This is a genomic window from Phormidesmis sp. 146-12, from assembly GCF_052939495.1.
The window spans coordinates 1-25,609 of record NZ_JBJPHS010000088.1 but is presented as its reverse complement, the minus strand read 5'-3'; the positions used below and the strand labels follow the sequence as shown (position 1 = coordinate 25,609).

22 protein-coding genes and 1 tRNA gene are annotated in these 25,609 nt (G+C 46.8%); 15 read left to right on the top strand and 8 right to left on the bottom strand.

Features of this window, described 5'->3' with window-relative positions; translation table 11 throughout:
- From ACKFKF_RS26660 to ACKFKF_RS26640, 5 genes are all read right to left on the bottom strand, one after another.
- The coding region (locus tag ACKFKF_RS26660; protein ID WP_446862022.1) for a caspase family protein at positions 1-636 on the bottom strand (636 nt) is incomplete at its 3' end.
- On the bottom strand, positions 637-987 hold the full coding sequence (locus ACKFKF_RS26655) for a Pepco domain-containing protein (RefSeq protein ID WP_446870429.1): 351 nt from the start codon (positions 985-987) through the stop codon (positions 637-639).
- A 72-nt stretch (positions 988-1,059) separates the two neighbouring features.
- Positions 1,060-2,676: an iron uptake porin gene (locus ACKFKF_RS26650; protein WP_446870428.1), complete on the bottom strand. Its 1,617-nt coding sequence runs from the start codon at positions 2,674-2,676 to the stop codon at positions 1,060-1,062.
- Positions 2,677-2,778: 102 nt separating this feature from the next.
- Positions 2,779-3,222 (bottom strand): lactoylglutathione lyase, encoded by a 444-nt coding sequence (gloA, locus tag ACKFKF_RS26645; protein WP_446862025.1) that lies wholly within the window; start codon positions 3,220-3,222, stop codon positions 2,779-2,781.
- Positions 3,223-3,288: 66 nt separating this feature from the next.
- Positions 3,289-3,843, bottom strand: coding sequence for a metal-binding protein (locus tag ACKFKF_RS26640; RefSeq protein ID WP_446870427.1), 555 nt, complete (start codon positions 3,841-3,843; stop codon positions 3,289-3,291).
- Positions 3,844-3,915: 72 nt separating this feature from the next.
- Between ACKFKF_RS26640 and ACKFKF_RS26635 the strand changes: the two genes are divergently transcribed.
- Together ACKFKF_RS26635 and ACKFKF_RS26630 are read left to right on the top strand one after the other, a co-directional pair.
- Positions 3,916-3,987, top strand: a tRNA-Val gene (locus tag ACKFKF_RS26635).
- Positions 3,988-4,237: 250 nt separating this feature from the next.
- Positions 4,238-4,396, top strand: a complete 159-nt coding sequence (locus ACKFKF_RS26630; RefSeq protein ID WP_446870426.1) for a hypothetical protein — start codon at positions 4,238-4,240, stop codon at positions 4,394-4,396.
- A 146-nt stretch (positions 4,397-4,542) separates the two neighbouring features.
- On the opposite strand, the gene ACKFKF_RS26625 is transcribed toward ACKFKF_RS26630, so the two are convergent.
- Positions 4,543-4,818, bottom strand: a complete 276-nt coding sequence (locus tag ACKFKF_RS26625; protein ID WP_446870425.1) for a hypothetical protein — start codon at positions 4,816-4,818, stop codon at positions 4,543-4,545.
- Between the two features lie 222 nt (positions 4,819-5,040).
- On the opposite strand from ACKFKF_RS26625, the gene ACKFKF_RS26620 reads away from it, so the two are divergent.
- From ACKFKF_RS26620 to ACKFKF_RS26575, 10 genes are all read left to right on the top strand, one after another.
- The gene (locus ACKFKF_RS26620; protein ID WP_446870424.1) at positions 5,041-6,033 is read left to right on the top strand and encodes an RNA ligase (ATP); all 993 of its coding nucleotides are present in this window, start codon (positions 5,041-5,043) and stop codon (positions 6,031-6,033) included.
- 39 nt (positions 6,034-6,072) lie between these two features.
- Positions 6,073-6,567 (top strand): RtcB family protein, encoded by a 495-nt coding sequence (locus ACKFKF_RS26615; RefSeq protein WP_446870423.1) that lies wholly within the window; start codon positions 6,073-6,075, stop codon positions 6,565-6,567.
- Between the two features lie 201 nt (positions 6,568-6,768).
- On the top strand, positions 6,769-7,563 hold the full coding sequence (locus ACKFKF_RS26610; RefSeq protein ID WP_446870422.1) for a hypothetical protein: 795 nt from the start codon (positions 6,769-6,771) through the stop codon (positions 7,561-7,563).
- A complete protein-coding gene (locus ACKFKF_RS26605) occupies positions 7,550-9,517 on the top strand; it encodes an RtcB family protein (RefSeq protein ID WP_446870421.1) in 1,968 nt (655 codons plus the stop codon). The genes ACKFKF_RS26610 and ACKFKF_RS26605 overlap by 14 nt, the downstream gene beginning before the upstream one ends.
- Before the next feature lie 217 nt (positions 9,518-9,734).
- Entirely contained in the window at positions 9,735-14,723 is a 4,989-nt protein-coding gene (locus ACKFKF_RS26600) for a tetratricopeptide repeat protein (RefSeq protein ID WP_446870420.1), read from the top strand.
- A complete protein-coding gene (locus tag ACKFKF_RS26595) occupies positions 14,720-15,106 on the top strand; it encodes a hypothetical protein (protein ID WP_446870419.1) in 387 nt (128 codons plus the stop codon). Before ACKFKF_RS26600 ends, ACKFKF_RS26595 begins: the two co-directional genes overlap by 4 nt.
- Before the next feature lie 206 nt (positions 15,107-15,312).
- Complete coding sequence (locus tag ACKFKF_RS26590; protein WP_446870418.1) at positions 15,313-16,485, top strand: hypothetical protein; 1,173 nt, start codon at positions 15,313-15,315, stop codon at positions 16,483-16,485.
- Positions 16,486-16,596: 111 nt separating this feature from the next.
- Positions 16,597-17,472 (top strand): TIGR02587 family membrane protein, encoded by an 876-nt coding sequence (locus ACKFKF_RS26585; protein ID WP_446870417.1) that lies wholly within the window; start codon positions 16,597-16,599, stop codon positions 17,470-17,472.
- Positions 17,469-17,891, top strand: a complete 423-nt coding sequence (locus tag ACKFKF_RS26580) for a TIGR02588 family protein (RefSeq protein ID WP_446870416.1) — start codon at positions 17,469-17,471, stop codon at positions 17,889-17,891. Before ACKFKF_RS26585 ends, ACKFKF_RS26580 begins: the two co-directional genes overlap by 4 nt.
- A gap of 343 nt (positions 17,892-18,234) precedes the next feature.
- Positions 18,235-19,647, top strand: coding sequence for an MATE family efflux transporter (locus ACKFKF_RS26575; protein ID WP_446870415.1), 1,413 nt, complete (start codon positions 18,235-18,237; stop codon positions 19,645-19,647).
- On the opposite strand, the gene ACKFKF_RS26570 is transcribed toward ACKFKF_RS26575, so the two are convergent.
- On the bottom strand, positions 19,587-20,009 hold the full coding sequence (locus ACKFKF_RS26570; RefSeq protein WP_446870414.1) for a hypothetical protein: 423 nt from the start codon (positions 20,007-20,009) through the stop codon (positions 19,587-19,589). The two genes, ACKFKF_RS26575 and ACKFKF_RS26570, sit on opposite strands and share 61 nt — an antisense overlap.
- A gap of 202 nt (positions 20,010-20,211) precedes the next feature.
- Here ACKFKF_RS26570 and msrA point away from each other — a divergent pair, with 202 nt between their 5' ends.
- A complete protein-coding gene (gene msrA / locus ACKFKF_RS26565) occupies positions 20,212-20,871 on the top strand; it encodes a peptide-methionine (S)-S-oxide reductase MsrA (RefSeq protein WP_446862037.1) in 660 nt (219 codons plus the stop codon).
- 154 nt (positions 20,872-21,025) lie between these two features.
- Here the strand turns inward: msrA and ACKFKF_RS26560 are convergent, their stop codons facing one another.
- The gene (locus ACKFKF_RS26560; protein ID WP_446862038.1) at positions 21,026-21,493 is read right to left on the bottom strand and encodes a GNAT family N-acetyltransferase; all 468 of its coding nucleotides are present in this window, start codon (positions 21,491-21,493) and stop codon (positions 21,026-21,028) included.
- Between the two features lie 150 nt (positions 21,494-21,643).
- On the opposite strand from ACKFKF_RS26560, the gene ACKFKF_RS26555 reads away from it, so the two are divergent.
- Both ACKFKF_RS26555 and secA read left to right on the top strand, forming a co-directional pair.
- On the top strand, positions 21,644-22,225 hold the full coding sequence (locus ACKFKF_RS26555) for a diheme cytochrome C (RefSeq protein WP_446870413.1): 582 nt from the start codon (positions 21,644-21,646) through the stop codon (positions 22,223-22,225).
- Between the two features lie 287 nt (positions 22,226-22,512).
- Positions 22,513-25,317, top strand: a complete 2,805-nt coding sequence (gene secA, locus ACKFKF_RS26550; RefSeq protein WP_446862040.1) for a preprotein translocase subunit SecA — start codon at positions 22,513-22,515, stop codon at positions 25,315-25,317.
- The last annotated feature ends 292 nt before the right edge of the window (positions 25,318-25,609 follow it).

Here is a 25,609-nt window from a genome sequence, read left to right as displayed (position 1 = left end):
AAATGACCTCAAACCCAGGAGTAGTCTCGCTTGTAAATTCTCGGAAAGGTCTAATCCTTCTAGCAAGGCATAGGTAAAGGCTCCCTGTCCAATGGCTTCTAGTTCATAAGAATATTGATCGGGACTGCACGAAAAGAGACTGATCACCCCAGTTTGACGGGCTTTTGCCTCTGTTTGTCTGCCAATCCCTTCTCCACTTTTCTTGCCCCCACTGCGACAAGCATCCAAAATCATCACCGCATTATCGGCTCCGCAACTCCGCAAATAATTGGTAATTGTGTTGGTGGAAATGCCTGTGTTTTCAATATCTTCTGGATCGCCATCTAGAGGCATCAAATAATCCTGCCCATTGTGCGGAATCCCATGTCCACTGAAGAAAAACCAGAAGTTATCGCCATCTTTCATAAACGGCTTGTCAAAGACCTGACGTAAGACTCGCAGCAAATTCGCCCGAAACGGTTCGGTAGGCTTGCCGCCAATTGAGGGAGAATCATCAGTGAACAAAAAGATGCGATCGAATCTGGCTTCCTGCATCAGAAAATTCTGCATCGCTTCTGCATCTCGCTTGGCATACTTCAACGGCTGCAAAAATCGATACTGGTTAATCCCAATGACGATCGCCCAATTGCTTGCCATTTACTTTTTGTCCGATCGTGTAAACTTCAGCTTAATTGCACCTTTTCCAGCAGCTTTTCCGCCTGCCACTAATTTAACTTCTCCTTTGCCACTGATTTCAACGGATAGCTCCACCTCATCTAGCTTCATATCCGATTCTGAACCAATCTCTTGATCTACCTGTTTGAACAATCGCCCGATCAGATGCAAAAACTGAGTCATGTTTTGCTCTAGCTGAGAAACTGGCAACCGGATCTCCTTGAAACTAGAGAAGCGTTTACGGACTTCTTCACCCCATCCTCGTTGCCCTTCGATTGGTACGGAGGTTTCATCAGCTTCATCAGTAATGATTACAAGGTAGTCTTCTGGCATAATTACGGAGGTAAAAGAATTAACATGATGATAGCTGCTGAAGTGAAAACTTCTTGATGTCTATCTGGCTTACTAATACTCGATCACAAACCGGACGACCCATTGATAGATAGTCGGGCTGGCTTGATCGTTCGGATTGGTCACCACCATAAAAGATGGACTGAAATTAATGTGATCGTTGAGCAACAAGCCAAAGTACGCCTCAAAATTGGTTTGCGTCGCGTTGCCCAGTTTACTTTCGACAAAAGGTTGACCGATCGCCACCCCCGCTTTTGAGCCAGGAATCAGAAAGTTTCGCACCGTGAAGCCAAAAGCCCAACTGGTCGGATTGAGATCCAAATCTTGCCCGATCGCCGAGTTAAACCCTTGATAGCTGCCAATTCCCAATCGCCCAAATACCCCAAACTGCCGCTTGACGGCCCATTCTGCATTGAGGCCTGCTGCGTTGATTGTCGTGCCGTTGATCTGAGCATGAGTATATTGAAGGCGCACCGTAATCGGCAGTTGGGTCAGGCTGTATTCTGCTTCTAGCGTCGCCTGATATCGGTCACCAAACAAACCGCCCCCGCTTACCGTCCCAGATGGATTGGAGCCATCCGCCGCCGCATACAGCGCCCTCAGCGTCAGATTGTCTTGCACCGTCCAGGAAGCCGTTGCCCCCGCTCCCCCAAAGCGATCGATTTCATTTTGGACAATTAAAGGATTGTTGGCGAAGAAACTGGACGCAAAATTTTCGGCGGTGTTATTGGCAAACCCGTTGCGATCGATAAAATCACTGGGCGGCAAACTCGGCCCGACCGCCACCTCCAGATTGGGTGTAGGCTGAAACACGTAATACAGCTTTCTCAAGCGCAACTGACTGTCAATATTGACATAATCTAATCCGCCGCCGTCCGCTAAAAGCCCGGCCGTGCCTAGCAAATTTTGGCGCTGATTGTGCGCCGTAGAAATCGCGTCGTCTCCGTTGTTCCCGGCTTCGAGTTGGGTGATGAGGCGATCGCGCCCGTTAAAGCTGGTGGTCAAGGTCAGCCGAGTCCGAGAGACTAGCGTCAGTCCATTGTCGGTGCCATCGGTGGCCGCAAAAACCGTTTGACCGTTGAGTTTAGTGGTCGTTGAAAATTCTTGTTTGACTAAGGTCTGACTACGACTGGTCAAATCGTTGACTCGTTTTCGCAAGTCTTCGGTCGCATTTCCATAAGCAGTTACCAATCGGCGAACGGTGAGAACATCCTGCTGCGCCTCACTGCTCAGATCGCCCAAAAGTAGCTGTTCCTCAATTCTGCCGATCACTGCATTCATCGCCGCACTAAACTCATAGCGAGTCAGAGGACGGTTGCCCTTAAAGGTGCCATCGGGGTAGCCTGCCATTACGCCATAGCGATCGACCAAGGTCTGAAGTGCCTGAAACGCCCAATCGCCCGGTTTGACATCCGTTAGCTGCGAGACCGAAGTCATTTGAGCCATCGGATTCTCATCAAGAGAGTCGTTGAGTTCTGGCTGCCATTCTGGTAGGTTGGGCAATGATTCAGGGGGCGCAATTCCCGCAGGAACGATCTCAGGCTTCTCAGTCTGAATCGTCCCTTCTGCGAGAAGTTCTGGTATCTGTGACGGAATCGCCCCTCCGGGTAGCGCATTCGCCAAAATACCCAAGCCGCAAAGACTCCCAGCTAACCAATCAACGTTTCTCACCGTCTCACTCCTCACCTGACTGCTGCAACACACGGCCATCACAACAGACGAACTTAGCCTCCATCAGGAAGTATATAGCGGGGAGTGAGGACGGGGAGAAAATTACGCGCTGGTCGTCGCAGGGGCTTTGTCAGAAATCGAGTTCTCAGAAGTGGCTTCTTGAGGTTTTTGTTGAATCAATTCAATTTTGTAGCCATCGGGGTCTTCGACAAACGCGATCACTGTTGAGCCATGTTTCATGGCACCAGGTTCACGGGTGATTTTGCCGCCACGATCGCGAATCTGTTCACAAGTGCTGTAAATGTCGTCAACGCCGATCGCCACATGCCCATAAGCGTCTCCCAGGGTGTAGTGATCTTTTCCCCAGTTGTGCGTCAACTCAATCACGGTGTGGTCTGACTCGTCGCCATAGCCGATAAATGCCAGGGTAAATTCGCCGCCTGGGTAGTCTTTCTTTCTGAGCAGGGTCATGCCCAACACGTCGCAATAAAATTTGAGTGACTCGTCGAGATTGCCCACTCGCAGCATGGTATGTAGTAATCGCATGAACTGTTTTCTCTCTAGATAGATCTGTGAGTTCATTCTGACAAATTTCGAGTCTTATAAATTCGGTCAACGCTTGGATCGCTTAATCCGTTTTTTGCCGCGTTTGAGTTGTTTGTAGCGCGACCCGACCCAATCGCTAAGGCTGTGACTGAGGGAGCCGAGTTCTAGCCCGATCGCCGCCGCAATCCATTCTCTAGGATGCTGTTGAAGCGATCGCACGATGCTGTCAAGACTGACTACGAACCTTTGTTGAGCGATCGATTGCCAGCGATCGAGGGAATGAGCAATGGCAGCGCCCAAAATTAGAATGCTGACCAGGAGGGCGATCCAGACCGACAAATAGAGAATTCGCAGTCCCGTTCCGATGATCAGTCCGTGAGACAAAACAGAACGGTGGCGCATACTTTTGCGATAGGGCAGCCAGATCCAGCGCAAGACTCCCCAGCGTTTGTACTGTTGAGAATAGATGTCGAGGTCAGGGCCAAACATCAACCCGCTAAACAAAAAGCAGCCCGATAGGATCAGGGTGAGATTGCCGCTCTGAGTTTGCACAAAGGCGGCCCCAGCAACGATCGGGAGACTCCACAGAGTAATGCTGTCGTGGGTGCGGCCAGAAGGCATGGCAAAAAATTAGTAAATCTGTCCCTTATCGTAATAGACAGAGAACTCTCTGCTACAATGATCAACGAGTAAGGGCGATTAGCTCAATGGTAGAGCGCCTGCCTTACAAGCAGGATGTTACTGGTTCGAGTCCAGTATTGCCCATTTACCTATCAGATACCTATCAAGGCTTTTGGCAGTTTGAATAGAATTATCGAGAATGCTGGAGGTCTAAACCTCTGCTACTATTTTCTGAGCAGCGGGAGATAAGGTAATGAGCCAGTCAGATCCCACGATCGGAATCCAGTACGAACTCAGACAATTAGCAACCGCAACGACGGAATGAGCCAAGAAGATTGATTGCACCAACCAGGGTATTGAGCGGCTCTCGCTTTCGGTCGATCACCTGCTCAAAGTGGCTACATGGCAGAACGAATCCATCCAGCGCCTAACCGAAGCTCAAGAAGTGACCGTCAGAGAGCAAACAGCGATCGTCGTCGCGCAGACCGCAATTATCTCGGCACAGACCGAAAATGTCTCGCGGTTGATTGAGTTGCTGGGGCAGGTGAGGTGAGTAAAACCAGGTGTGTTTTAGGTTTTTGATTCAGAAGCTTGCGTTAAAACATTCTGGCTGTAATTGCTTAAGACTTAGGGATCTCGTCTACCAGAGATCTGCTGTATTTGGTTTTCACGATTCTAAAAGACTTCGTAACGACCGCGCTAGGTACGATCGCGCTCCAAAAGGGTCAGGAAACGATTGATGCTCTCTGTCTGCGATCGAATGCTCTCTGCCTGGATTCGAGCAGTATCCGCTTGCTGCTGAGTGATTTCTTTGAGTTCGGTGAAACCGTTAGTCACGACTTCTCTGAGTTCGTCGAACCCTGTCGTTACAACCTGTGTAAGCGTGTCAATTCGTTCGGCTAATTCAGTGGTCGCGGTCGCTAGTTGCCGCAGTTCGTACTGAATGCCGATCGGCGAATCTGGCTGGCTAGTCATGGTTTCTCCTCACTTTGTAGCAGGCTGCTGTCAACGTTGATATTTTACAGTGAATCCTATAGTTGAGGGATGACACTCCTTCCTTTCAAGCCGATCTCTACCGATCTCTACCCTTAAGCGTCATTGGCTATGATGTGGTTGACAGGCTTGTAGTATTTTTGTAGTATAAGTAATACAGCTTCCTTCAGGAAAGGTTAGTGAACGTCGATCGAGGCAAACATCATGGAGCGCAAACTCGTTTCTGTTCAAACAATTGCTAAATTAGAACCGATTTCGGGTGCCGACTTTATTGAGAAAGCAACGGTAATGGGCTGGAGTTTGGTGGTTAAAAAAGGAGAATTTGAAGTAGGCGATCGCTGTGCCTTCTTTGAAATTGATTCTGTTTTGCCTGAAAAAGATTGGTCAGAATTTATGCGGCCGTCCAAATTTAGAGTCAAAACCAAAAAGATGAAAGGCGTTTTGAGTCAGGGGTTAGCGTTGCCTTTATCGAGTTGTTTGCCCGCCCAGAGCAGTTTTGACTATCAAGTAGGCGATGACATGACTCAATTGTGTGAAGTCATCAAATTTGAGCCAGTCATTCCCGAAGATTCTAAAGATCAAGCGGCAGGGTTTCCGTCCTTTGTGCCCAAGACAGACGAAATTAGAGTGCAGTCAGCGATCGCTGTTTTAGATGAATTGCGAGGCAAGACCGTTTACTTTTCGCTCAAATGTGATGGCACTTCTGCGACCTATGCAAAACTCGACGACAAACTCTATGTCTGCTCTCGAAACTATGAACTAAAGCCTAGTCAGAATGCCTATTGGCAAATGGTCGATCAATATAACCTCACCCAACTTCCCGATGGATTTGCAGTGCAAGGTGAAATTTGTGGCCCAGGCATTCAAAAAAATCGACTCGGTTTGAAGGGGCTAGATCTCTTTGTGTTTAGTGTGTTTGACATTCAAGCAGGAAGATTTCTCGACTTTGATTCTCTTTGTAAATTTTGTACAAAATGGGGTCTACAAACAGTGCCGATTTTAAGTGTTGGTCAACCGTTCAACTATTCACTCGAAGACTTACTTACGTTAGCAGAAGGCTACTATGAAGACACCAAAAACCATCGAGAAGGCATTGTGGTTAGACCGATCGTCGAAACTCACAGCCAAGTGCTTCAGGGTCAGTTATCCATCAAGGTGATCAACAATCAATACCTGCTAAAAGGTGGGGAAGACTGATCACGTCGTTCGACAAAACCATACAAAAGGCAAACATTTATGCCATACGAAAAGTTAAATCTTTCTACACCTAAGCCCGTTCTCTCCTGGGCAAATCACGACATGAGCAGTGACGAAACCAGAATGGCCAAAAACGTCGCTTCTCTGCCATTTGTCTTTAAGCATGTGGCTCTGATGCCTGATGTCCATTTGGGCAAAGGGGCGCTAGTTGGCTCAGTGGTGGCGACCAAAGATGCCATTATCCCGGCTGCGGTGGGGGTTGATATTGGCTGTGGAATGGTCGCGATCAAAACCACTTTTCATGCCAATCAGCTAGAAGGCAAACTCAAGAAAATTCGGCAGGAAGTTGAAGCGATTATTCCGGTTGGCTTTAACGAAAACAAGGAGGTCGAAAAGACCGTTCTCAACTGGCAAGGCTGGCGCGACTTTAAGGAACTGCATTCTGGGGTACAGCACCTCGAAAGCAAAGCCATGAAGCAAATGGGTTCGCTTGGAGGGGGTGAAGGATTGCCCCGTACTGTAGTAATGCAGTAATGAAAACTCGTCCAAATCGGTGAAGGCTGAGATGCTAATACCGAGGGAAGCGGTCAAACGCCCCGTAGAGAGCAGAGGGACTTGGGCATCCTAATCTATTTAGGATGAAGGTGTGCTCCGAACTGCACCGAATCGGAAGGTGTAGAGCTAGGCAGAAATGACCTAGCCGATTGCTCAAGTGATAGATGATGTTCTAGTGAAATGAACACCACGGATATCAGTCTCAAAAACCCAAAGATTGCCTATCTATTTGGCTTTCTGCAAGCAGACGGTCATTACTATAAGTCCACGCGAAATCGTGGCAAGACAGTGATCCAAGTGAGCAAAAAAGACGAAGCCTTACTATGGGCGTTCAAAGAACTTGTGCCCTGTCACTCATCCATTACAGAGCGTGTCCGTTCTACCAATTTTGCGGACGACTACAACTCTGTTACATGGGCAGTTTATGACAAGCGGTTTCGAGATCTCTTTGAATCGTGGGGTTTGCTAAGTGGAAGAAAATCTTCTTTGATTGATGTACCTTGTTGTCAGTTTTCTGAGGTTGATTATTTCAGGGGATTGCTGGATGGAGATGGGGCATTGGGTTTGACCACAAAAGGTTTTCCATTCTTGTCTTTTGTCACAGCAGGCTCGTCTAATGCTGATCAGTACTTGAAATTTCTCAATCGGATGACTGGTAAAACTTCTAGCCGAAATGTTAGAGACCAGGTTTACAACATTGCTGTCTACAAGGAAGATGCACAGCTAATCACTCAAGGTCTGTACTATCAGGATTGTTTAGCTTTACCTAGAAAGCGAGCAAAAGCTGAAGATGTGTTGACCTGGAAGCGTCCGCCTAATATGAAGCGGATTACAACCAGGAAAAGCTGGACACCTGAGCAAGACCAGTTTGTGCTTAACCACTCGATCGAGACCTCTATCGCCGTGCTAAATAGAAGTCAAAGCAGTATTAAATTGCGACTTTGGCGACTTAAGCAACTGAATGAGCGATCGTAACAATTTGAATCACTTCATCGAACTGTGTCTCGACACCGAAGATCAGGTGTGGCTGATGCTACATTCCGGGTCTCGCAACATTGGCAACATGCTGGCACAAAACCACATCAACACCGGAAAACAACTGGCGAAACTGATGCAGGACAAGCTGCCTGATCCTGATCTGGCTTACTTTGTCGCAGGGACTTCTGAGTTTGACGATTACTGGCGTGATTTGCAGTGGGCCCAGCAGTATGCACTCTACAATCGCGAAGTGATGATGGCTCGATTTCAGCGCGTGGTCGAAAAACATCTGGCAGGCGGCAAGCCCACAAAGCCTTTGCTGTCGGTCAACTGTCACCACAACTACGCCGAAAAAGAAGTCCACTACGGTGAAGAGGTGTATGTGACTCGCAAGGGGGCTGTGCGGGCAAGAGAAACCGACTATGGAATCATTCCTGGCTTGATGGGGGCAAAGTCTTTCATTGTCAAGGGTAAAGGCAACCACGAAAGCTACTGTTCTTGCTTTGCAGCCGGAACACAAGTTTTGACTGAGAATGGACTGATGAGTATTGAAGACGTTTTTCAGTCAGATGAAGACATCAAGCTCATTTCTTATAACGCGGACTCACAACGCTTTGAAGCAAAGGAAATTTTAGAGAAGAGTGAACGGTTAGCTTTAGCCAATCAATACTCGCTGTCTCAAACTCGCCGTAGGCTGAACAATACAATTACTTGTACAGCTAACCATCCATTTGCAACCTATGAACGAGGTAAACTCGTTTATCGATCTGTTGAAGAAATCGCTCAGTCTTCCATTGGTGCGATTGTTCCAACTCAGCTTAATCTGCCGTCTCACTTGACGATCGCGGATCAAGACACTAATTTCTACTACTTGCTGGGCTTAATTTTGTCAGATGGAACGATTCACATTCGAGAGCGCCAAAATGCGCCTCAAGCAGGAAACAGACCTCGTGGCGGAAAATATATGCATACCTACGTGCGAATTTATCAAGCCGCGACTCCTGTTAAACGGTCTTTCATGGAAGCTGTAGAAGTTCTATTTAGAAACTACACCCCTAAAGTTTCTGTAAGGGAGCAGAAGCCAAGGGCTAGTCAACTAGGAGAAAGACCCATTCAAAGCCAAGGATTGATTGAACTTACGATTAGTGATCCAGACTTTGTGATGAAGGTTTATCAGTTAATGCCAAAACTGCCTAGCATTTTGATGAGCAATCCTCTACTTTCCCTCTATTTCTTAGCAGGTTACTTAGATGGAGACGGAAGTTGTGGGAGTAGCGTTGTTTCAATCAGTATCGGGAAACAAAAGATGTTTTCTGTGCTGGTATGTACCTTCTTATCTCTAGGAATCGTTTACAAGGTTTACCCGAATCGCACTAACTATGTCATTGAGTTTCGTGATAACGCAACACTAAACAAGCTTCGGGATCTCTGTAAGCGTATAATTGTTGATACATTCTCTGAGCGAAAATATTCTGACAAGCTTGTTTTAGCTCATGCGATCGCGGGAGGTGAGCTAGTGTGTCCTGATCTAAGTTCAAAGGCTAAACAGGGAAAAATGGTAAGTTTAAGCCAGTTTGCAGGTCAGAACTTGGATGCAACACTGACGATGAATCGAGTTTTTAAGACACAATGTGATTTAGATACAATGGTGTATAACTTTACTGTCAAGGACAATCATAATTATGTCGTCTTTACTAGTCATTACACTCCGGTTTTAGTTCATAACTGTAGTCATGGCGCAGGTCGCTTGATGTCTCGCAATAGGGCGAAGAATGCTTATACGTTGGATGATTTGATTCGGCAAACGGAAGGCGTTGAGTGCCGCAAAGATGAAGGGGTGCTGGATGAAATTCCGGCGGCGTATAAGCCGATCGATCAGGTGATGGCAAATCAGGCGGACTTGGTGGAAGTGGTGGCAACACTGAAACAGGTGATTTGTGTGAAAGGATGAAATATCTTACTAAATAAGCCTTGTGGTACGTTACGGGTAGTTACTGTTGCAATGATAAAAATGATGCTAGTTGTAACAGTAACTACAACGAAAACAATCGAAAAAATGACTTTGGGATAGTGGCAAATCAGGAATATTAAAGCAAAATAATTTTCCTGGCATCCAAGAAAAACTCCGTATAGGGTAGTAAGAGAAAACACCTGTCGGAGGTTGAAGGATGCCCACGTCAAGAGTCGAGCGTGTAAAAGAATTGCTTAGGCAGGGAAACGAGCAACTTCTTGAATCCCGGTATGAACAGGCACTAGAGGTTTTTCAGGAAGTCATTAGGCTAGAGCCACAGAACTTTACGGCATGGTGCGCTCTAGGACGAGCCTATTCTTGGTTATATCAAGAGCAAAATGCGATCGATGCGTTCACTCAAGCTTTGAAAATTCAGCCTGATTATATTTTGGCTCTCGCTCGAAGGGGAATAGACTGTCAATCGATCAACCAACCTGAGTTAGCGACGCTCGATCTTGAACAAGCAGTTTCGATCGCTCCTCGAACTGCTGAAGATTGGTACGGTCGCAGTCTTGTGCTTTGGGACGCGAAAAAAGAGCAGGAAACGTTTGAGGCTTTGGATAAAGCGAGTGAAATTGATCCAAAAAACTCTTATTTCTGGAATTTCCGAGGTTGTGTGCTCTCAGACCTCGAACGAAATGATGAAGCGATCGCTGCCTACGACAAAGCCTTAGAAATTTACCCTCGGTATCGGTACTGTTGCTATCGTCGAGGCATAGCCTTGTTCAATCTTAAGGACTATGCGAACGCGATCGTTAGTTTCGATAAAGCTTTAGAAGTTCAGCCGAATGATTCAAACTGTTGGCATTGGCGAGGCTCGGCTTTAGCAGCGCTGAACAGCTATAAAGAAGCAATAGTCAGTTACGATCGTGCGCTTGAAATTGATCCTAATAATCAGAATATATGGCTTGATCGAGCCTATGGTTTTCAAAATCTAGCCCAATATGAGGAAGCGATCGCTAGTTTTGATAAAGTTCTAAAAATATCTTCTGATCATTATTATGCATGGCTTAATAGAGCACATTGTTTACGAGCTTTGAATCAGTATGATGCTGCCATTAATAGTTATGACTCTGCAATCAAAATATCAGATGATAATTATTTCGCGTGGGCTGGTCGTGGCGACACCTTATTTAATTCTCAATGCTATGAGGAAGCAATTACTAACTATGATAAGGCTCTAGAAATTCAACCTGATAATTATGCTGCCTGGTTATGGCGAGGTCATGCATTTGTAAACTTGAAAGATTTTGAGCAAGCGATTTCTAGTTTTGATAGAGCAATCGAAATTAACTCAAACGATTATATTAGCTTGGTAAATCGAGCTTCTTGTTTGCAGAACTTATCTCGCTATGAAGAAGCTATTTCTGCCTTTGGTAAAGCTTTAAAAGTCAAGCCAGATGATGCATCTTCTTGGGAAAATCAAGGACGTTGCTTCCAGAGTTTAGAACGATTTGATGACGCACTCAATAGTTATGATAGTTCTCTAGCTTTGAACTCTAAGAATTATGGTCTTTGGCAGATTAAATTTTATTTATTGAGGACGTTGGGACAATTTGATCGGGTGCTTGATAGATTTAAAGAAACTCAAGAACTTGATTTCAACTGTTTCGAGGAATGGTATGTTTGTGCAGACACTCTTTATCTTCTCCAAAGAAATGAAGAGGCGCTCGATATTTTAGATAGGCTCTTAGAGGCTAAATCAGATTATGCGATCGCTTGGTCGTTCAAGAGTCAAATTCTCGCTATACTAGGGCGCTATGAGGAAGCTCGTATAAGTTCTGATCGTGCATGTGAATGTGATTCACAAAGTTTTCTCGTATGGGCAGAACGCGCCCATGTAATGAGTGAAGCTAAAAATTACAATGAAGCATTGAAAAGCTATGAAGAAGCACTGAAATTTGAGACTGATCGTCCTTTCATTGCTTTACGCAGTCTCTTCTTTACACAAGTTGAGCTTTGGAAAGGACATGGTGACGTTCTAATGACGTTAGGACGGTTTGAGGAAGCAGTTTCTAGTTATGAGAAAGCCCTTGAAATCAATCCAGAAATATTAGTCTTCAAACCAGATTATCTAAAAATTTGGAATCATTACGGCAGAGCTTTCGAGAAGTTGGGAAAGTATGAGAAAGCCCTTGATTCTTACAATCAATCATTAGAACTTGACGAGAATCAACTCAATATTTGGCTAAGTCGAGGAAAAATAGCACTTTTTCTCGGTCAAGATGAAGAGGCTCTCAAATCTTTTGATTATGCTTTGTCTATAGAAGCTGAAAATCTTGAAGCTCTGGGTGGTCGCCTAAACTCACTTAATAATTTAGGACATCATGAAGAAGCCTTTGAGGTGGTCAACCACATTTTAAGTCTAGACTTATCGAGTGAAGATGCTTTCATTGCTCTTTTCTCAAAAGCAAACGTCTTAAAAAATCAGGATCGTCATGAAGAAGCTTTAGACACTTATCGAGGAATGCTAGAAGGTGAAATTGGTCGTAAATTTGCTTGGTTCATTTGGGTTTTGATAGGCACAACGCTCACTAAGTCTCTTGCTAACTCAAATGAGAAAAACTACCGTGTAGAAATAATTGATGCTTGGAACACAGCTTTAAATCTATTGCCTGACCAGAGTCAATTAGATACTAAACCATTTGATTATCTCTATATAGAGTACTTTGACCGCCGTATTATTTCATTGGAGTCGGATTTTTATACAAAATTTCAATCTCTCATATGGACTGAGCGAGGCCTCTCTTTCAGTGCCTTAGAACAATATGAAGTAGCTTCAGAGTCCTATGAAAACGCACTAAACTTTGATGCTGACAATAGCGTTGCTTGGCGCGAGAAAGGCAATGCTTTATTTAACCTCAAACTCTATGCACAGGCAATCGATGCCTACGACACTTATTTAGCTCTCAGTCAGGATGAAGATAATTGGCTAATTTTGATGCGTAAAGGCGAAGCATTAGCGCAATGCAAGCGATTTGCACAAGCAGTGAGTAGTTATCGAGAAGCTATCCAAATCAAATCAGATGTTCATCTTCTCTGGCACAATCTAGGAAATGTTTTACAGGCAATCGGACAGTTTGAAGAAGCATTGAATGCCTATCAGAAGTCTCTCAAATTTGACGTGCGCTGCAAAATGGCTTGGGTACAGCAAGGTGATATGCTTGCCAACTTGTGTCGCTATCGCGAATCATTAGAGTCCTTCGATCGTGCGATCGCTCTAGACTCAGAATTTGCTGCATCTCACAATGGTCGGGGATGGGCACTGAATGCTCTAAGCTTTTATACTGACGCACTAGCTGCCTATGACCGAGCATTGCAAAACGATGAACAGTATTGGTTTGTTTGGAGAAACAAAGGGTGGACGGTTTATCTTTCCCAAGGTCTTGAAGAGGCTTTAGAAGTCTGGGATGAAGGGTTACGTAAACTCAAATCAGAACACCCTGACTATGCGCTGGCTTGTGCAGAATTGCACTACTTTAAAGGATTGGCTCACTATGAGCAGGGAAAAAGAGAAGCAGACTGCTTTTCTAATTGGCGCAAAGCAAAAAATTGCTACCAAATAGCACTCAAACTTTTGGACTCGCCTAACGATAGAGAGCGGTATCTGGATTTCCTAAAGGACTTAATTAAGGTTTTGGCCGGATTAGGGCAAATCGATGAGGCAAACGAGGTGGGGCGACAGGGATCTGGCTTAGTTCAACGGTTACTCAGCGAAACGGTTGACCCGCTTAAGCAACAACACATCATTCTTAAATACGCCAGTTTTGATCAGTTAACCGTAGATTTCTATCTTCGATCGGAGCAACATATTAAGGCTTTAGAAACAGCTGAAATAGGCAAGAATACTTGTTTATCCTGGCTACTTTCGGTTTGCGTTGGCAATGCTAATAACTTAGATCAACAACAATTGCTCACTCCCTCAACAGCCATAATTTACTGGCATTTGAGTCCTGCTAGTCTCACAACATTCATCCTCACATCCGATACTGAAACTCCTGATATTCTTCCTGATGATGACGTAGAAACGAATCAAGAACGAGAAGAACCATCTCAGTCTTATCGGCAGTTGCTAGAATTTGAAGCCTGGGTAAATAACTGGAATCGTCTCTACGTGGACTACGGGGAAGTGCAGGATAAGACAGCACGGGAGAGCCATCCGTGGCGAGTTCAAATGTCTGACAAACTGGAACATCTAAAGCAGATCTTGAAGATTTCAACGATTGTCGAACGACTCCCCAGTAGCATCAGTCAGATCATCCTAATTCCCCATCGTGATCTTCACCGCTTTCCCCTCCACGCCCTTTTCCCTGATCACTTTACCCTAACCTACCTTCCCAGTATTCAAATGGGTTTGAATTTGAAGGCGCAAACCTTCGGGGAAGCGAAGCGTCCGACCAGTTCAACCTTCCGTCTCTTAAGCGTTGAAGCTCCGAGCAGCACAGGCAAGAACCAGCAGAAGAAATTTGAACGCTTGGGGTTTGCAGCTTTAGAATCTAGGCTCATTACTCGAATGTTCCAAGCCACCACCGTTCAGTCTCACGAAGCAAGCCAGCAAAAGGTTCGTGAGATGCTTCAGCAATCCTATGATGGATTTCATTTTGCTGGACACGCTGCCTACAACTACAACGATCCGAAGACTTCTGCCCTAGCTCTTACCGAAGAAGACCGTCTAAGCGTTGTCGATATCTGTGGAGATACCCCATTAGCGCAAGGCTATCACTTAGTTTGCCTTTCTGCCTGCGAAACCGCTCTGACTGGAAATCAAACCATTGTCGCCGAGTATGTGGGACTAGTTAGCGGATTTTTACGGAGTGGCGCAAATAATGTTGTGAGTACCTTGTGGACAGTACAATCCGTTTCTAGCACTTTGCTAATGATTCAATTCTATTCCCTCCTGAAGGATGAAACACCTGCTGTAGCTCTCGCAGAAGCGCAACACTGGCTCCGAAATGCTGATTGCCAGATCTTGATTGAGTTTCTCAACACGTTGCTTGCAACCCACACTTCGCTGAATCGATCGACTCGCAAGTTTTTGCAGATAGAGATTCGCAGATTTAGTAAAATGCCTCACAGCGATCAACCGTTCCATCATCCTTACCACTGGGCAGGATTTACACTCACTGGGTTACCTTCACAGCCATGAATGATCCGCTTGCTTCAATTACTCTAGATTCGTTTCTAGTTGCGCTAGCTCAACTAAACGAACCCTTGCCATCCAATTTACAGCAGCAACTCAATTCGATGTCCGATGCGCCTGATCCAGACGAGCTAGATGCGATCGCTGAAAAATATCTACCTCTAAATGAACTTTATGAAGAGGCACGTGAGATTTTTCAAGATTATGACAGCGAACGCAGCAAAGGTTCCCTTCCAGCCAAACCAGATGAAAAGGCAGAATCCCAGACTGGCGAAGAACCAAACGACGTATTTCGAGCGGGTAACTCTGTGGAGGCGGCGAAACAAGAAGCAGAAAAGTCCGGTACCCTGAAACAACTTCTTCAACTCATTCGGCAGTCTAAAACATGAGCGAACCAGAGCTAATTTATCCGACGATCGATTTATTTCTTTATGACCTGCGAGAAGGATTTGGAGATGATAATGAGCAAGTTCAGGACAACCGCTACGGTTTCTGGCGCAAAATTTACCATGATCTGAGTGATGGAAATCCGACCAAACTATATGAAAAGCTGAGAGTAGAAGGTGCTAGTGACGAAAATGCTGACGCTCGTTATGTGGAGCTTTTGGGATCTAAAAGAGTCCGTGAGTTTGAATCACACTTAGATGGTTACTACTATCCTATTCAGTTTGGCGATACATATGCACTGTTAGTAGATTGTTCTGGGCATAAAGCTGACCGTCCTAACCTGCCAAAACCTATTAGTGAGCTAGAGGATATCAAGAAGCAAATTCGGCAGCAGATTCAGGAGGATGCTTTAGAACCAACTCATCCTTCAATGAATGAACTTGGACGAACTTGGTTGATTTTGGGTCAGTTAGTTAATGATCAACAAGATTATGAAGCAATTGCTGAAAAATGCTACACAAAAGTTGTAAATCAACCCAACTGGAAAACTGATTTAATCGGAACAGGTAAATTATTGGGAGCAGAAATTTATGAGTTATGGCAACAATCTGGTGACGACAATAACGAACAGGCGCATGTTCTAATCTGCTTGTTTCCTCACTGGGAATCGATTCAATCGATCCGCGATCGCATCGGCAAGCTTTATTTTGATTTAATGCGCTTATTCTGCTACCGCCATAAAATCATCTGGGCGTATAGTCAAAATCGACAGTTACGAAGAACTCTCAAGTCTGACTTTGCCGTGATCAAGCAACTGACTGAGCAAGCTTCAACTCAAGTGGCGGGTGCTAGCATCTCAGCACTTCAAAGAGATCTGACCCAAGCGCTTGAAGTTCTCTCAAGATATTCACCAAACTTAACCGCTCTCTATTACCAGGGTAGAACGATTGCAATTAACCTTGCGAACTATAAGAAGCGTTTGAAGAAAATTTCTGATGAGTCTCCTCGAACAGATTTAACATTTCAGACTGAGTTTCTAGAAATCATTGCACCTCAGTATCAGAGGGAAATTGAAGCTGATCACGAACGTTTTGAGCGAGGATTAGCACTACTACAAAATCTGATGGAAGCGAATCGAGGGCGAATTGAGCTTTACCAAGCCGCGCGCGATCGGCGATTTGAACAAGTGATTGCGATCGCAGGTGTTGGATTAGCGACCAGTCAGATTGCTGCTTCAATTCTTGTTGCTCAAGATCCTCCTAAGCCTGAGATTTCTGCTGTCATGGTTCCAGCCTTTTGGAAAAGCTTAGTCATTGGTATTTCTTTCGGTGTCATTGTATGGTGCACTATTTTTGTTAGCCAACGTTTCCGACGACATTAATTTCATCTACTGTCTGAATCGTAACGAAAATTCCTCTTATTATCTGCCTTTAGCGTAATGACAGTTGTGCTCGCAACCCTCTACCTTACGCTCATATCTTCAAAATAAGCTATGGATAAGGATTTCTCGAAACAATGGAAAAGTGAACTCAAAGATTTGGTTCGAGGTGCATCAGGAGGGTTTTTGTTTGGCGTTCCTTTACTGTATACAATGGAGGTTTGGTGGATTGGATCGTTTGTAGGGTCAGCGCGATTGTTTTTAGCGTTGCTACTAACGTTTGCGATCGTATTCCTGCTCAATCAAACGTCTGGTTTTCGTCGAGATAGTGAGAGTGATGTTCGTCTGATCGATGCCGCGATGAATACAGTAGAGGCGTTGGCGATCGGGATTGTTTGCTCAGGATTAATTTTGGTTTTAATGCGTGAGATTACTTTGGAAACCCCCTTGCAGGAAAGTTTGGGGAAACTAATTTACGAAAGTGTCCCTTTTACGTTGGGCGTTTCATTAGCCAATCAGTTTCTTAGCGGTGAAGGACGTGAAGGTAAACCCGAAGGAAGCGCGAAACAAACTCAATCTAAATTTGGTAAACTGAGCGCAACGATTTCTGACATTGGCGCGACTTTAATTGGTGCAATTATTATTGCCTTTAATATTGCACCTACGGATGAGATTCCGATGCTGTCCGCAGCAGTTTCAAATGGGTGGCTTGTATTGGTGATGGTGGCATCGCTAGTAATCTCTTATGTAATCGTATTCGCCGCAGGGTTTGGTAACCAGCAGCAGCGTCACGAACAATCGGGGATTTTTCAGCGGCCGTTGAGTGAGACGATCGCCGCCTATCTCGTTTCATTATTTGCGGCGATGGTGATGCTGTTCTTTTTTAACAAAGTTCAGTTTGGTGATCCGTGGCAGGTTTGGTTAAGCCACACAATCTTGCTAGGATTGCCTGCTGCTGTCGGTGGCGCTGCTGGGAGGTTGGCGGTATGACTACTAAAACACGCCCCCCTAGAACGATCGCTGAATGGACGACCTTTGGAATTGCTAGTTTAATTTTGTCGGCGATCGCCGGATTAGTAATTTACAACTGGGCCACTGAGAAAGACAGTCCCCCTGTTTTGAGCCTCGATTACCCCAAAGGGGGAACTGCTTCGCCTCGTACTGATGAAGTGAGAGAAGCCGAAGGACAATTTTATGTGCCGTTTGAAGTCTCTAATACAGGTGGAGAAACGGTAGAATCGGTGCAAATTGTGGCTGAGTTGCGGGTCAACGGACAGGTCGCAGAAACAGGCGATCAGCAAATTGATTTCTTGTCTGAAGGTGAAAAAGAAGAGGGTGCCTTCGTGTTTCGCAAAGACCCCCGCCAAGGTGAACTGATTGTGCGAGTGGCAAGCTACAAGTTGCCTTAAAAGAACGTTGCCTCGACGAATTTTTTTCGCCTCGTTGTTTGGTTCTTTTGCCCCTAGGCTGCCAATTTTTGGGGACTTTGAGACTGAGTTCTACGACTTCCTAAAGACTATCCATTCCTCATCCTTCACCCATTTCTAGAGACGTTGTGCTGGCGGGATTGCGTTTTAGCCTGAAGATCGCGACCAAAATACCGACGATCGCCAGTCCACCTGTCCTATAAAAGAACGACGTGTAGCTGCCAAAAAAGTCTCGCTGCCCCTGCTATCTTTTAGTTCATTGAACTCACGTTTTGTTTAGATTCTGTCAAAGATTTTGTTGAGAACAATTCAGGGTGATTGGCTTATGGCTACTGTTTTGGTTCGATCGCCGCTTCAGACTGAAGTTCGGGCTTTTTTGCGGCTGGCCATTCCTCTGGCGAGTGCTCAAGTGGCTCAGTCGGCTACAGGCTTTGTCGATACGCTGATGATGGGCCGATTGGGGCAAGAAACTTTGGCAGCGGGGGGGTTGGCTTCTCTGACGTTTTTGGTACTGCTGAATACGGCGGCGGGAGTGATCTTAGGGGCGAGTCCTCTGATTGCTCATGCTTATGGGGCAGGTGAGAAAACGCGCGTCGAACAAGTGACCCGGCAGGGAGTCTGGCTGCTTCTGGGTTTGACGATACCGATCGTGCTGCTGATTGCTCACCTCGACTCTATCATGCGTCACTTGGGGCAAGCCGAAACGACCGTTGTTTTGAGCAATACGTATCTCGACATTATGCTGTGGGGCTTTTTTCCGGCTCTGGGGTTTGCGCTGCTGCGAAGTGTGGTTTCGGCGATGTCTCATGCGCGTCCGATCATGGCGATCGTCATCACAGGAACGCTGCTCAACATCACGGGCAATTATCTTCTGGGGTTTGGTCACTTTGGCTTTCCCCGATTAGGCATCGCCGGACTGGCCCTTTCTAGCGTCTTTTCGCTTTGGGTGATGTTTTTGGCGCTGGTGGGCTACATTCTCCGAGATCCAGAGTTAAAAACCTACCAATTCTTTGCCAATCTACATCACATCAAGCCTCGCATTCTGCGTGAACTGGTACGAGTCGGACTGCCGATCGGCGTTGCATCCGCTTTAGAACTGGGACTGTTTACGATCGTCACTTATCTCATGGGCATTTTGGGAACCGAAGTGTTGGCAGCGCATCAAATTGTGTTTCAAACGATCGCTGTGGTCTTTATGGTGCCGTTGGGGATGTCATTTGCGACGACGGTGCGAGTCGGTTGGTGGGTCGGGCAGCAAGATCTGGAGGGCGCAAGACGAGCAGGCTATGTAAGTATGGGGATCGGCTTGGGATTTCTGATTCCGATGGCGATCGTTCTGCTGGTTCTTTCTCGACCACTCATCGGGCTGTATCTAGATGTGCAAGATCCACAAAATGCGATCGTTGTCTCGCTGGCTACCTCGATGCTTAGGGTGGCTGCTGTCGCCCAGATTTTGGATGGACTGCAAAAAACTACTATGGGTGCACTGTATGGACTACAAGATACCCGCGTGCCGATGTTGTTGAGTTTTCCAGCTTTTTGGGGGGTGGGTCTGACGACGGGCTATCTGCTCGGATTCCACACGTCTCTCGGCGGGACAGGCTTATGGATCGGACAATCGATCGGGATTGCGATCGCCGCGCTCGTTTTTGTCTGGCGGTTCCGCAGTCTTGTCCGTCAATCCGTTCTCAACCTGAGAGTTTTTCCTTCAAAACCCGATCGTTCCGCTTTGAAATAGAAACGTTGGGGTTCAGAACCCGATCGTTCCGTTTTGAGATAGAAACCTTTCGTTTTGGAGAGCGATCGTTCCGTTTTGAGATAGAAACCTTCCATTTGGGGGAGCGATCGTTCCGCTTTGAGATAGAAACCTTCCATTTGGGGGAGCGATCGTTCCGCTTTGAGATAGAAGCTTTCCATTGGGGGGAGCGATCGTTCCGCTTTGAGATAGAAGCTTTCCGTTTTGGAGAGCGATCGTTCCGTTTTGAGATAGAAGCTTTCCATTTGGGGGAGCGATCGTTCCGCTTTGAGATAGAAGCTTTCCGTTTTAGAGAGCGATCGTTGTGATTGGACGGTTCCAAGTTCGGTTAACGTGACGTGCATTCGACGGAATCTTTCGCTACGATTGTCGATCCGGGCAGCCCCCTAAATCCCCCACAAGTGAGGGACTTTGATTTAGAAATCTTGCTTTAGAGTTCCCTACTTGTGGGGGGTGGGGGGCAGAAGCACTTTACAACGAAGCGAAAAAACTTCATCGATCTGACGCTAAAATTAAGATACGTAAAGAATCATAAGAGTTAAAACAATGGGGCTATTTGGATTAGGTAAAAAGTCGAGTTTGCCGACGGCTGATCAAGCACTACCGGGACGATCGCAGTCCATGCCCGTTCCTGCAAAGCATCATGTCAATGGCAATCCGCTCAAAGCTCCCTTCCCGGAGGGGATGCAAACTGCAATGTTTGGGTTGGGCTGTTTTTGGGGAGCCGAGCGCAAGTTTTGGCAGCAAAAGGGTGTGTTTTCGACGGCGGTCGGCTATGCGGCTGGCTTAACGCCCAATCCCACCTATCAAGAAGTGTGCAGTGGCATGACAGGTCACAACGAAGTCGTTTTGGTCGTCTTTGATCCCACTGTCGTCAGCTACGAAGAACTGCTCAAAGTCTTTTGGGAAAGCCATAACCCAACTCAAGGAATGCGCCAGGGAAATGATGCCGGAACCCAATATCGATCGGGCATCTACCCCTATTCTGACGAGCAAAAACAAGCCGCCGAAGCCTCTCGCAATCTGTACCAAAAAGCGCTCAAGCAAGAAGGTATGGGAGAAATCACAACCGAGATTCTAGATGCGCCTGAGTTTTATTACGCCGAAGCGTATCACCAACAATATCTCGCCAAAAATCCCGGCGGCTACTGCGGTCTGGGCGGCACCAAGGTCTGCTATCCCACAGCGGATTCTGCGATCGTGTAATCGCGCTCTAGATCAGTAGGCCAAAACAGAAGGGGACTCAGTTGCTTTGTGAATGAGCAATTGGCCCCTTTTTTGTTGACTTAAATTTGTTCTCAGAATTGGGGGTTGGGGGCAGAAGCGCTCTAAATCGAAGCGAAAAAACTTCGTCGTCACGTTAGCTCACATCGCATTCCAACTCGACGGGCAACGCTGGATTGGGAAGGACGATCGGCTGATTAAACAACACCATCGTCGTACTCGAATTCGTTTCAAACCCAATCTTTTCGTAAAATGACTGCTGATGCGTCGTCATCAGATAAACTCGCTCAACTCGATTGACGTGAGGATGACTGATCACGGTTTGTACCAACTTTCGCCCCAGTCCCGCTCCCTGATAATCTGGGTGAACCACCACATCCCAAATCGTCGCTCGATACACCCGGTCAGAACTCGCTCTCGCAAACCCGATCAGGCGATTTCCATCCCATGCCGAAATCACAGGGTCACTTTGATCGAGGGCGATCGCCAGATCTTCTACCCGTCGATCTTTGGCCCAAAATGCGGCCAACCCAAACAACTCCTGAAGCTGGTGTAGATCAATTTGAGAACGACGATCGCGAAACTGAATATGGCTACAATCCATCCTGATTTTCCCTATAGCGAAACCTTTCTTAAAGTGAATCAACGATTCTTATTCAAGTTAACGGAATAGTTCGCAACCTCTCGCAAAATTCACCGTCAACTGACGCATCGATTAGACTAATTCCAGACTTGCCGCCGTTCAGTAACATAGATGTCTAAACTTCCAAATCCCCTGTCTCAACTCCGCTTAACTCGTCAAAAATCTGTCCAAAGTCTTAAGCAAGGGCGGTCACCTGTAAGACAGTTTGTTATGCTGGGGCTGCTGATCTGGAGTCTATGTCTGGGCTGGGGACTCGCCCAAGCGGTTGAACCTTCTCAAGCAAATTCTCAGGCAACGATTGGAACCGTGGATGTGGTGAGCGATCGCTACAGATTTGGTCAAGAGCTTTATCTAGAAAACTGCGCCACCTGTCACATTGGCATCCCTCCGTCCGTCCTGCCGACCGAAACTTGGCGCGACCTGCTGCAAGATTCTCAACACTACGGAGTCGATCTCAAACCCCTTGTCGATCCGCCGCGCCGTCTCGTGTGGAACTATCTACAAACCTTCTCCCGTCAGCTTCCCCCCGAAGAAAGCACCCCTTACCGCGTCGCTGACTCCAACTATTTTCGAGTGTTACACCCTGGCATCGACATTCCCCGCAAATTCAATCTCACCAGTTGTGTCACCTGTCACCCCGGCGCAAATCAGTTCAACTTTCGCAGTTTGACGGCGGAGTGGGAGAAGAAGTGAGGGATGAGGGATGAGGGATGAAAAGATCTTGGTTTTAAAGTTTCAGCTTCAGAACGCAGACTTTGTAATTTCAGAATCTCACTTCATCCCTCATCCCTCGTTCGGTAACACGTACTGAATGCGATCGCTTCTCTGCGGATTGCTCTAAGCGGAAGTGATAGGATTGGTATACCCTGGATGAGTAGTCCAACCCTTAGTTTTGACTGGTTTTTAGAGACCAATTTGCTTTCTAAAACAGACAAAGAAATCCCTTCAAAAGCTCACACCTCGTCCTTATTCCTCCTGTCATGCTTAAAAATCTGCTGGGCGACCCCAACGCACGAAAACTTAAGAAATACCAACCCTATATTGCCGAAATTAGCCTCTTAGAGGAAGAAATTCAGGCACTTTCTGATGAGGCGTTGACCGCAAAAACCGCAGAATTTAAGCAGCGTCTCGCCCAAGCCAAAAACGATAACGACGAAAAGCAAATTCTCGACGACCTGCTGCCCGAAGCCTTTGCCGTCGTGCGAGAAGCGGGTAAGCGCGTTTTGGGAATGCGTCACTTTGATGTGCAGCTTTTGGGCGGCATGGTCTTGCACAATGGGCAAATTGCCGAAATGAAGACTGGGGAAGGTAAAACTCTGGTTTCGACGCTTCCGGCTTACTTGAATGCGCTTTCTGGTAAAGGCGTTCACGTCGTTACGGTCAACGATTATCTAGCCCGACGCGATGCGGAATGGATGGGGCAAGTTCACCGCTTTTTGGGGTTGAGTGTGGGGCTGATTCAACAAAATATGAGTCCGCCTGAGCGTCAAAAAAATTACGCCTGCGACATCACCTACGCGACTAACAGCGAACTGGGATTTGATTATCTGCGCGACAACATGGCCACCTCGATGGAAGAGGTCGTGCAGCGTCCCTTTAACTACTGCGTGATTGACGAAGTGGATTCCGTTTTGATTGACGAAGCTCGAACTCCGTTGATTATTTCGGGACAGGTGGAGCGTCCGACTGAGAAGTATTTGAGAGCTTCGGAAGTGGCTCGCACCCTTCAGCCTGAAGTCCACTACGAAGTAGACGAAAAGCAGCGTAACATTCTGATGACTGATGAAGGGTTTATCGAAGCCGAAAATCTTTTGGAAGTGAAGGATCTGTTTGATCCGCAAGACCCTTGGGCGCACTACATTTTTAACGCCATCAAAGCAAAAGAGCTGTTTATTTTGGACGTAAACTACATCGTTCGCAATGACGAAGTGGTGATTGTAGACGAATTCACCGGGCGAGTCATGCCGGGTCGCCGTTGGAGTGATGGGCTGCACCAGGCGATCGAAGCCAAAGAGCGCGTCGAAATCCAAAATGAAACTCAAACACTGGCAACGATTACCTATCAAAACTTCTTCCTGCTTTACCCCAAACTGGCGGGCATGACGGGAACCGCCAAAACCGAAGAAGCCGAATTTGAGAAGATCTATAAGCTCGAAGTCACGATCATTCCGACTAACCGCACGACCAAGCGGGGCGATCTGTCGGATGTGGTCTACAAGACTGAAGAGGCCAAATGGAACGCGATCGCCGAAGAATGCGCCGAAATGCACCGCGATGGTCGTCCTGTTCTCGTGGGAACCACCAGCGTTGAGAAGTCAGAATTGCTCTCCAGTCTGCTGGCCGATCAGCAAGTTCCTCACAATCTGCTGAACGCAAAACCAGAGAATGTGGAACGAGAATCTGAAATCATCGCTCAAGCCGGACGCAAAGGCAAAGTAACGATCGCCACCAACATGGCAGGACGCGGCACCGACATCATTTTGGGCGGCAACTCGGATTACATGTCTCGCCTCAAAATCCGCGAATATTTCATGCCCAAGATTGTCCAACCGGATGACGATCAAGATTTTGGCGGCCGCGGCTTTGGCGATCAGCGAGACGGCGGACAGGGGTTTGGGGCTGGCAAAAAGGTGAAAACCTGGAAGGTACGATCGGACATTTACCCTACCGATCTGGCTCGCGAAACGGAACAGATGCTTAAAAGCGCAGTTTCTTTTGCCGTTCAACAATACGGGGAGCGCAGCTTACCGGAATTGGAAGCCGAAGATAAGATTGCAACTGCCGCAGAAAAAGCGCCGACCAACGATCCCGCTATTCAAAAGCTGCGAGAAGTGTATCGGTTGATTCGTCAAGAATATGATGCGTTTACCGAGCGTGAACACGAAGAAGTCGTTCAACTGGGCGGTCTGCATGTGATTGGCACAGAGCGCCATGAATCGCGGCGGATTGACAACCAACTGCGCGGACGAGCCGGAAGACAAGGCGACCCTGGTTCCACCAAATTTTTCCTCAGCTTGCAAGATAACCTGTTGCGGATTTTTGGCGGCGATCGCGTCGCTGGCTTGATGAATGCTTTCCGAGTCGAAGAAGACATGCCGATCGAATCGGGAATGCTGACGCGATCGCTCGAAGGGGCCCAAAAGAAAGTTGAAACCTATTACTACGACATTCGTAAGCAGGTGTTTGAGTATGACGAGGTGATGAATAATCAGCGTCGTGCAATTTATGCCGAGCGGCGGCGCGTGTTAGAGGGGCAGGATCTTAAAGAGCAGGTGGTCAAGTACGCCGAGCGCACGATGGATGATATCGTCGAGGCCTACATCAATCCTGAGCTGCCACCCGAAGAATGGGAACTCGACAAGCTGGTGAGCAAGGTGCAAGAGTTTGTGTATCTGCTGTCAGATCTTGATGCTAGTCAGCTAGAAGACATGTCGGTGGGTGAACTTAAGACCTTCTTACACGAGCAGGCACGAATTGCCTATGACCTCAAAGAAGCGGAAGTTGATCAGATTCAAGCGGGTCTGATGCGGGAGGCAGAACGGTTCTTTATCTTGAATCGAATCGATACCCTCTGGCGCGAACACCTACAACAAATGGATGCGCTCCGCGAGTCGGTGGGCCTGCGCGGTTACGGTCAAAAAGATCCGCTGATCGAGTACAAGAGTGAAGGTTACGAACTGTTTTTGGAGATGATGATCAACATTCGTCGGGATGTGGTCTACTCGCTGTTCCAGTTTCAGCCTCAGCCACAACCTGCGGTGGGCGCAACGTCTGAGATGATTTAGCGTTGTTCAATTCTTTCTACTTCAGATCCCTGGCTTTCAAAAGGTCGGGGATTTTTGCATTTTGGGGTTAAGCGAGTGTGAGCATCTGTTGGTTGGTTCATCAACTTTAGCCACAACTTACTGCCAGATCAACAGGTAGTTTTTGATGGTGTTGATTAATTAGGCTGATGCTTTAAGGCTTGTAAAATAACGTGAATTCGATGGAGTTTTCTCGCTTCGTTATTGGGCACTTCTGCCGCCCAACCCCCCAATTTTGGGGGACTTTGAGACAATATTTCTCGTTCAAAGTCCC

Bases quoted from the DNA above. Each gene is read 5' to 3' on its own strand.
- ACKFKF_RS26655 (WP_446870429.1), bottom strand. From the start codon at position 987: ATGCCAGAAGACTACCTTGTAATCATTACTGATGAAGCTGATGAAACC.
- gloA (WP_446862025.1), bottom strand. From the start codon at position 3,222: ATGCGATTACTACATACCATGCTGCGAGTGGGCAATCTCGACGAGTCA.
- ACKFKF_RS26640 (WP_446870427.1), bottom strand. From the start codon at position 3,843: ATGCCTTCTGGCCGCACCCACGACAGCATTACTCTGTGGAGTCTCCCG.
- ACKFKF_RS26625 (WP_446870425.1), bottom strand. From the start codon at position 4,818: ATGACTAGCCAGCCAGATTCGCCGATCGGCATTCAGTACGAACTGCGG.
- ACKFKF_RS26620 (WP_446870424.1), top strand. From the start codon at position 5,041: ATGGAGCGCAAACTCGTTTCTGTTCAAACAATTGCTAAATTAGAACCG.
- ACKFKF_RS26615 (WP_446870423.1), top strand. From the start codon at position 6,073: ATGCCATACGAAAAGTTAAATCTTTCTACACCTAAGCCCGTTCTCTCC.
- ACKFKF_RS26610 (WP_446870422.1), top strand. From the start codon at position 6,769: ATGAACACCACGGATATCAGTCTCAAAAACCCAAAGATTGCCTATCTA.
- ACKFKF_RS26605 (WP_446870421.1), top strand. From the start codon at position 7,550: ATGAGCGATCGTAACAATTTGAATCACTTCATCGAACTGTGTCTCGAC.
- ACKFKF_RS26600 (WP_446870420.1), top strand. From the start codon at position 9,735: ATGCCCACGTCAAGAGTCGAGCGTGTAAAAGAATTGCTTAGGCAGGGA.
- ACKFKF_RS26595 (WP_446870419.1), top strand. From the start codon at position 14,720: ATGAATGATCCGCTTGCTTCAATTACTCTAGATTCGTTTCTAGTTGCG.
- ACKFKF_RS26585 (WP_446870417.1), top strand. From the start codon at position 16,597: ATGGATAAGGATTTCTCGAAACAATGGAAAAGTGAACTCAAAGATTTG.
- ACKFKF_RS26580 (WP_446870416.1), top strand. From the start codon at position 17,469: ATGACTACTAAAACACGCCCCCCTAGAACGATCGCTGAATGGACGACC.
- ACKFKF_RS26575 (WP_446870415.1), top strand. From the start codon at position 18,235: ATGGCTACTGTTTTGGTTCGATCGCCGCTTCAGACTGAAGTTCGGGCT.
- ACKFKF_RS26570 (WP_446870414.1), bottom strand. From the start codon at position 20,009: ATGCACGTCACGTTAACCGAACTTGGAACCGTCCAATCACAACGATCG.
- msrA (WP_446862037.1), top strand. From the start codon at position 20,212: ATGGGGCTATTTGGATTAGGTAAAAAGTCGAGTTTGCCGACGGCTGAT.
- ACKFKF_RS26560 (WP_446862038.1), bottom strand. From the start codon at position 21,493: ATGGATTGTAGCCATATTCAGTTTCGCGATCGTCGTTCTCAAATTGAT.
- ACKFKF_RS26555 (WP_446870413.1), top strand. From the start codon at position 21,644: ATGTCTAAACTTCCAAATCCCCTGTCTCAACTCCGCTTAACTCGTCAA.
- secA (WP_446862040.1), top strand. From the start codon at position 22,513: ATGCTTAAAAATCTGCTGGGCGACCCCAACGCACGAAAACTTAAGAAA.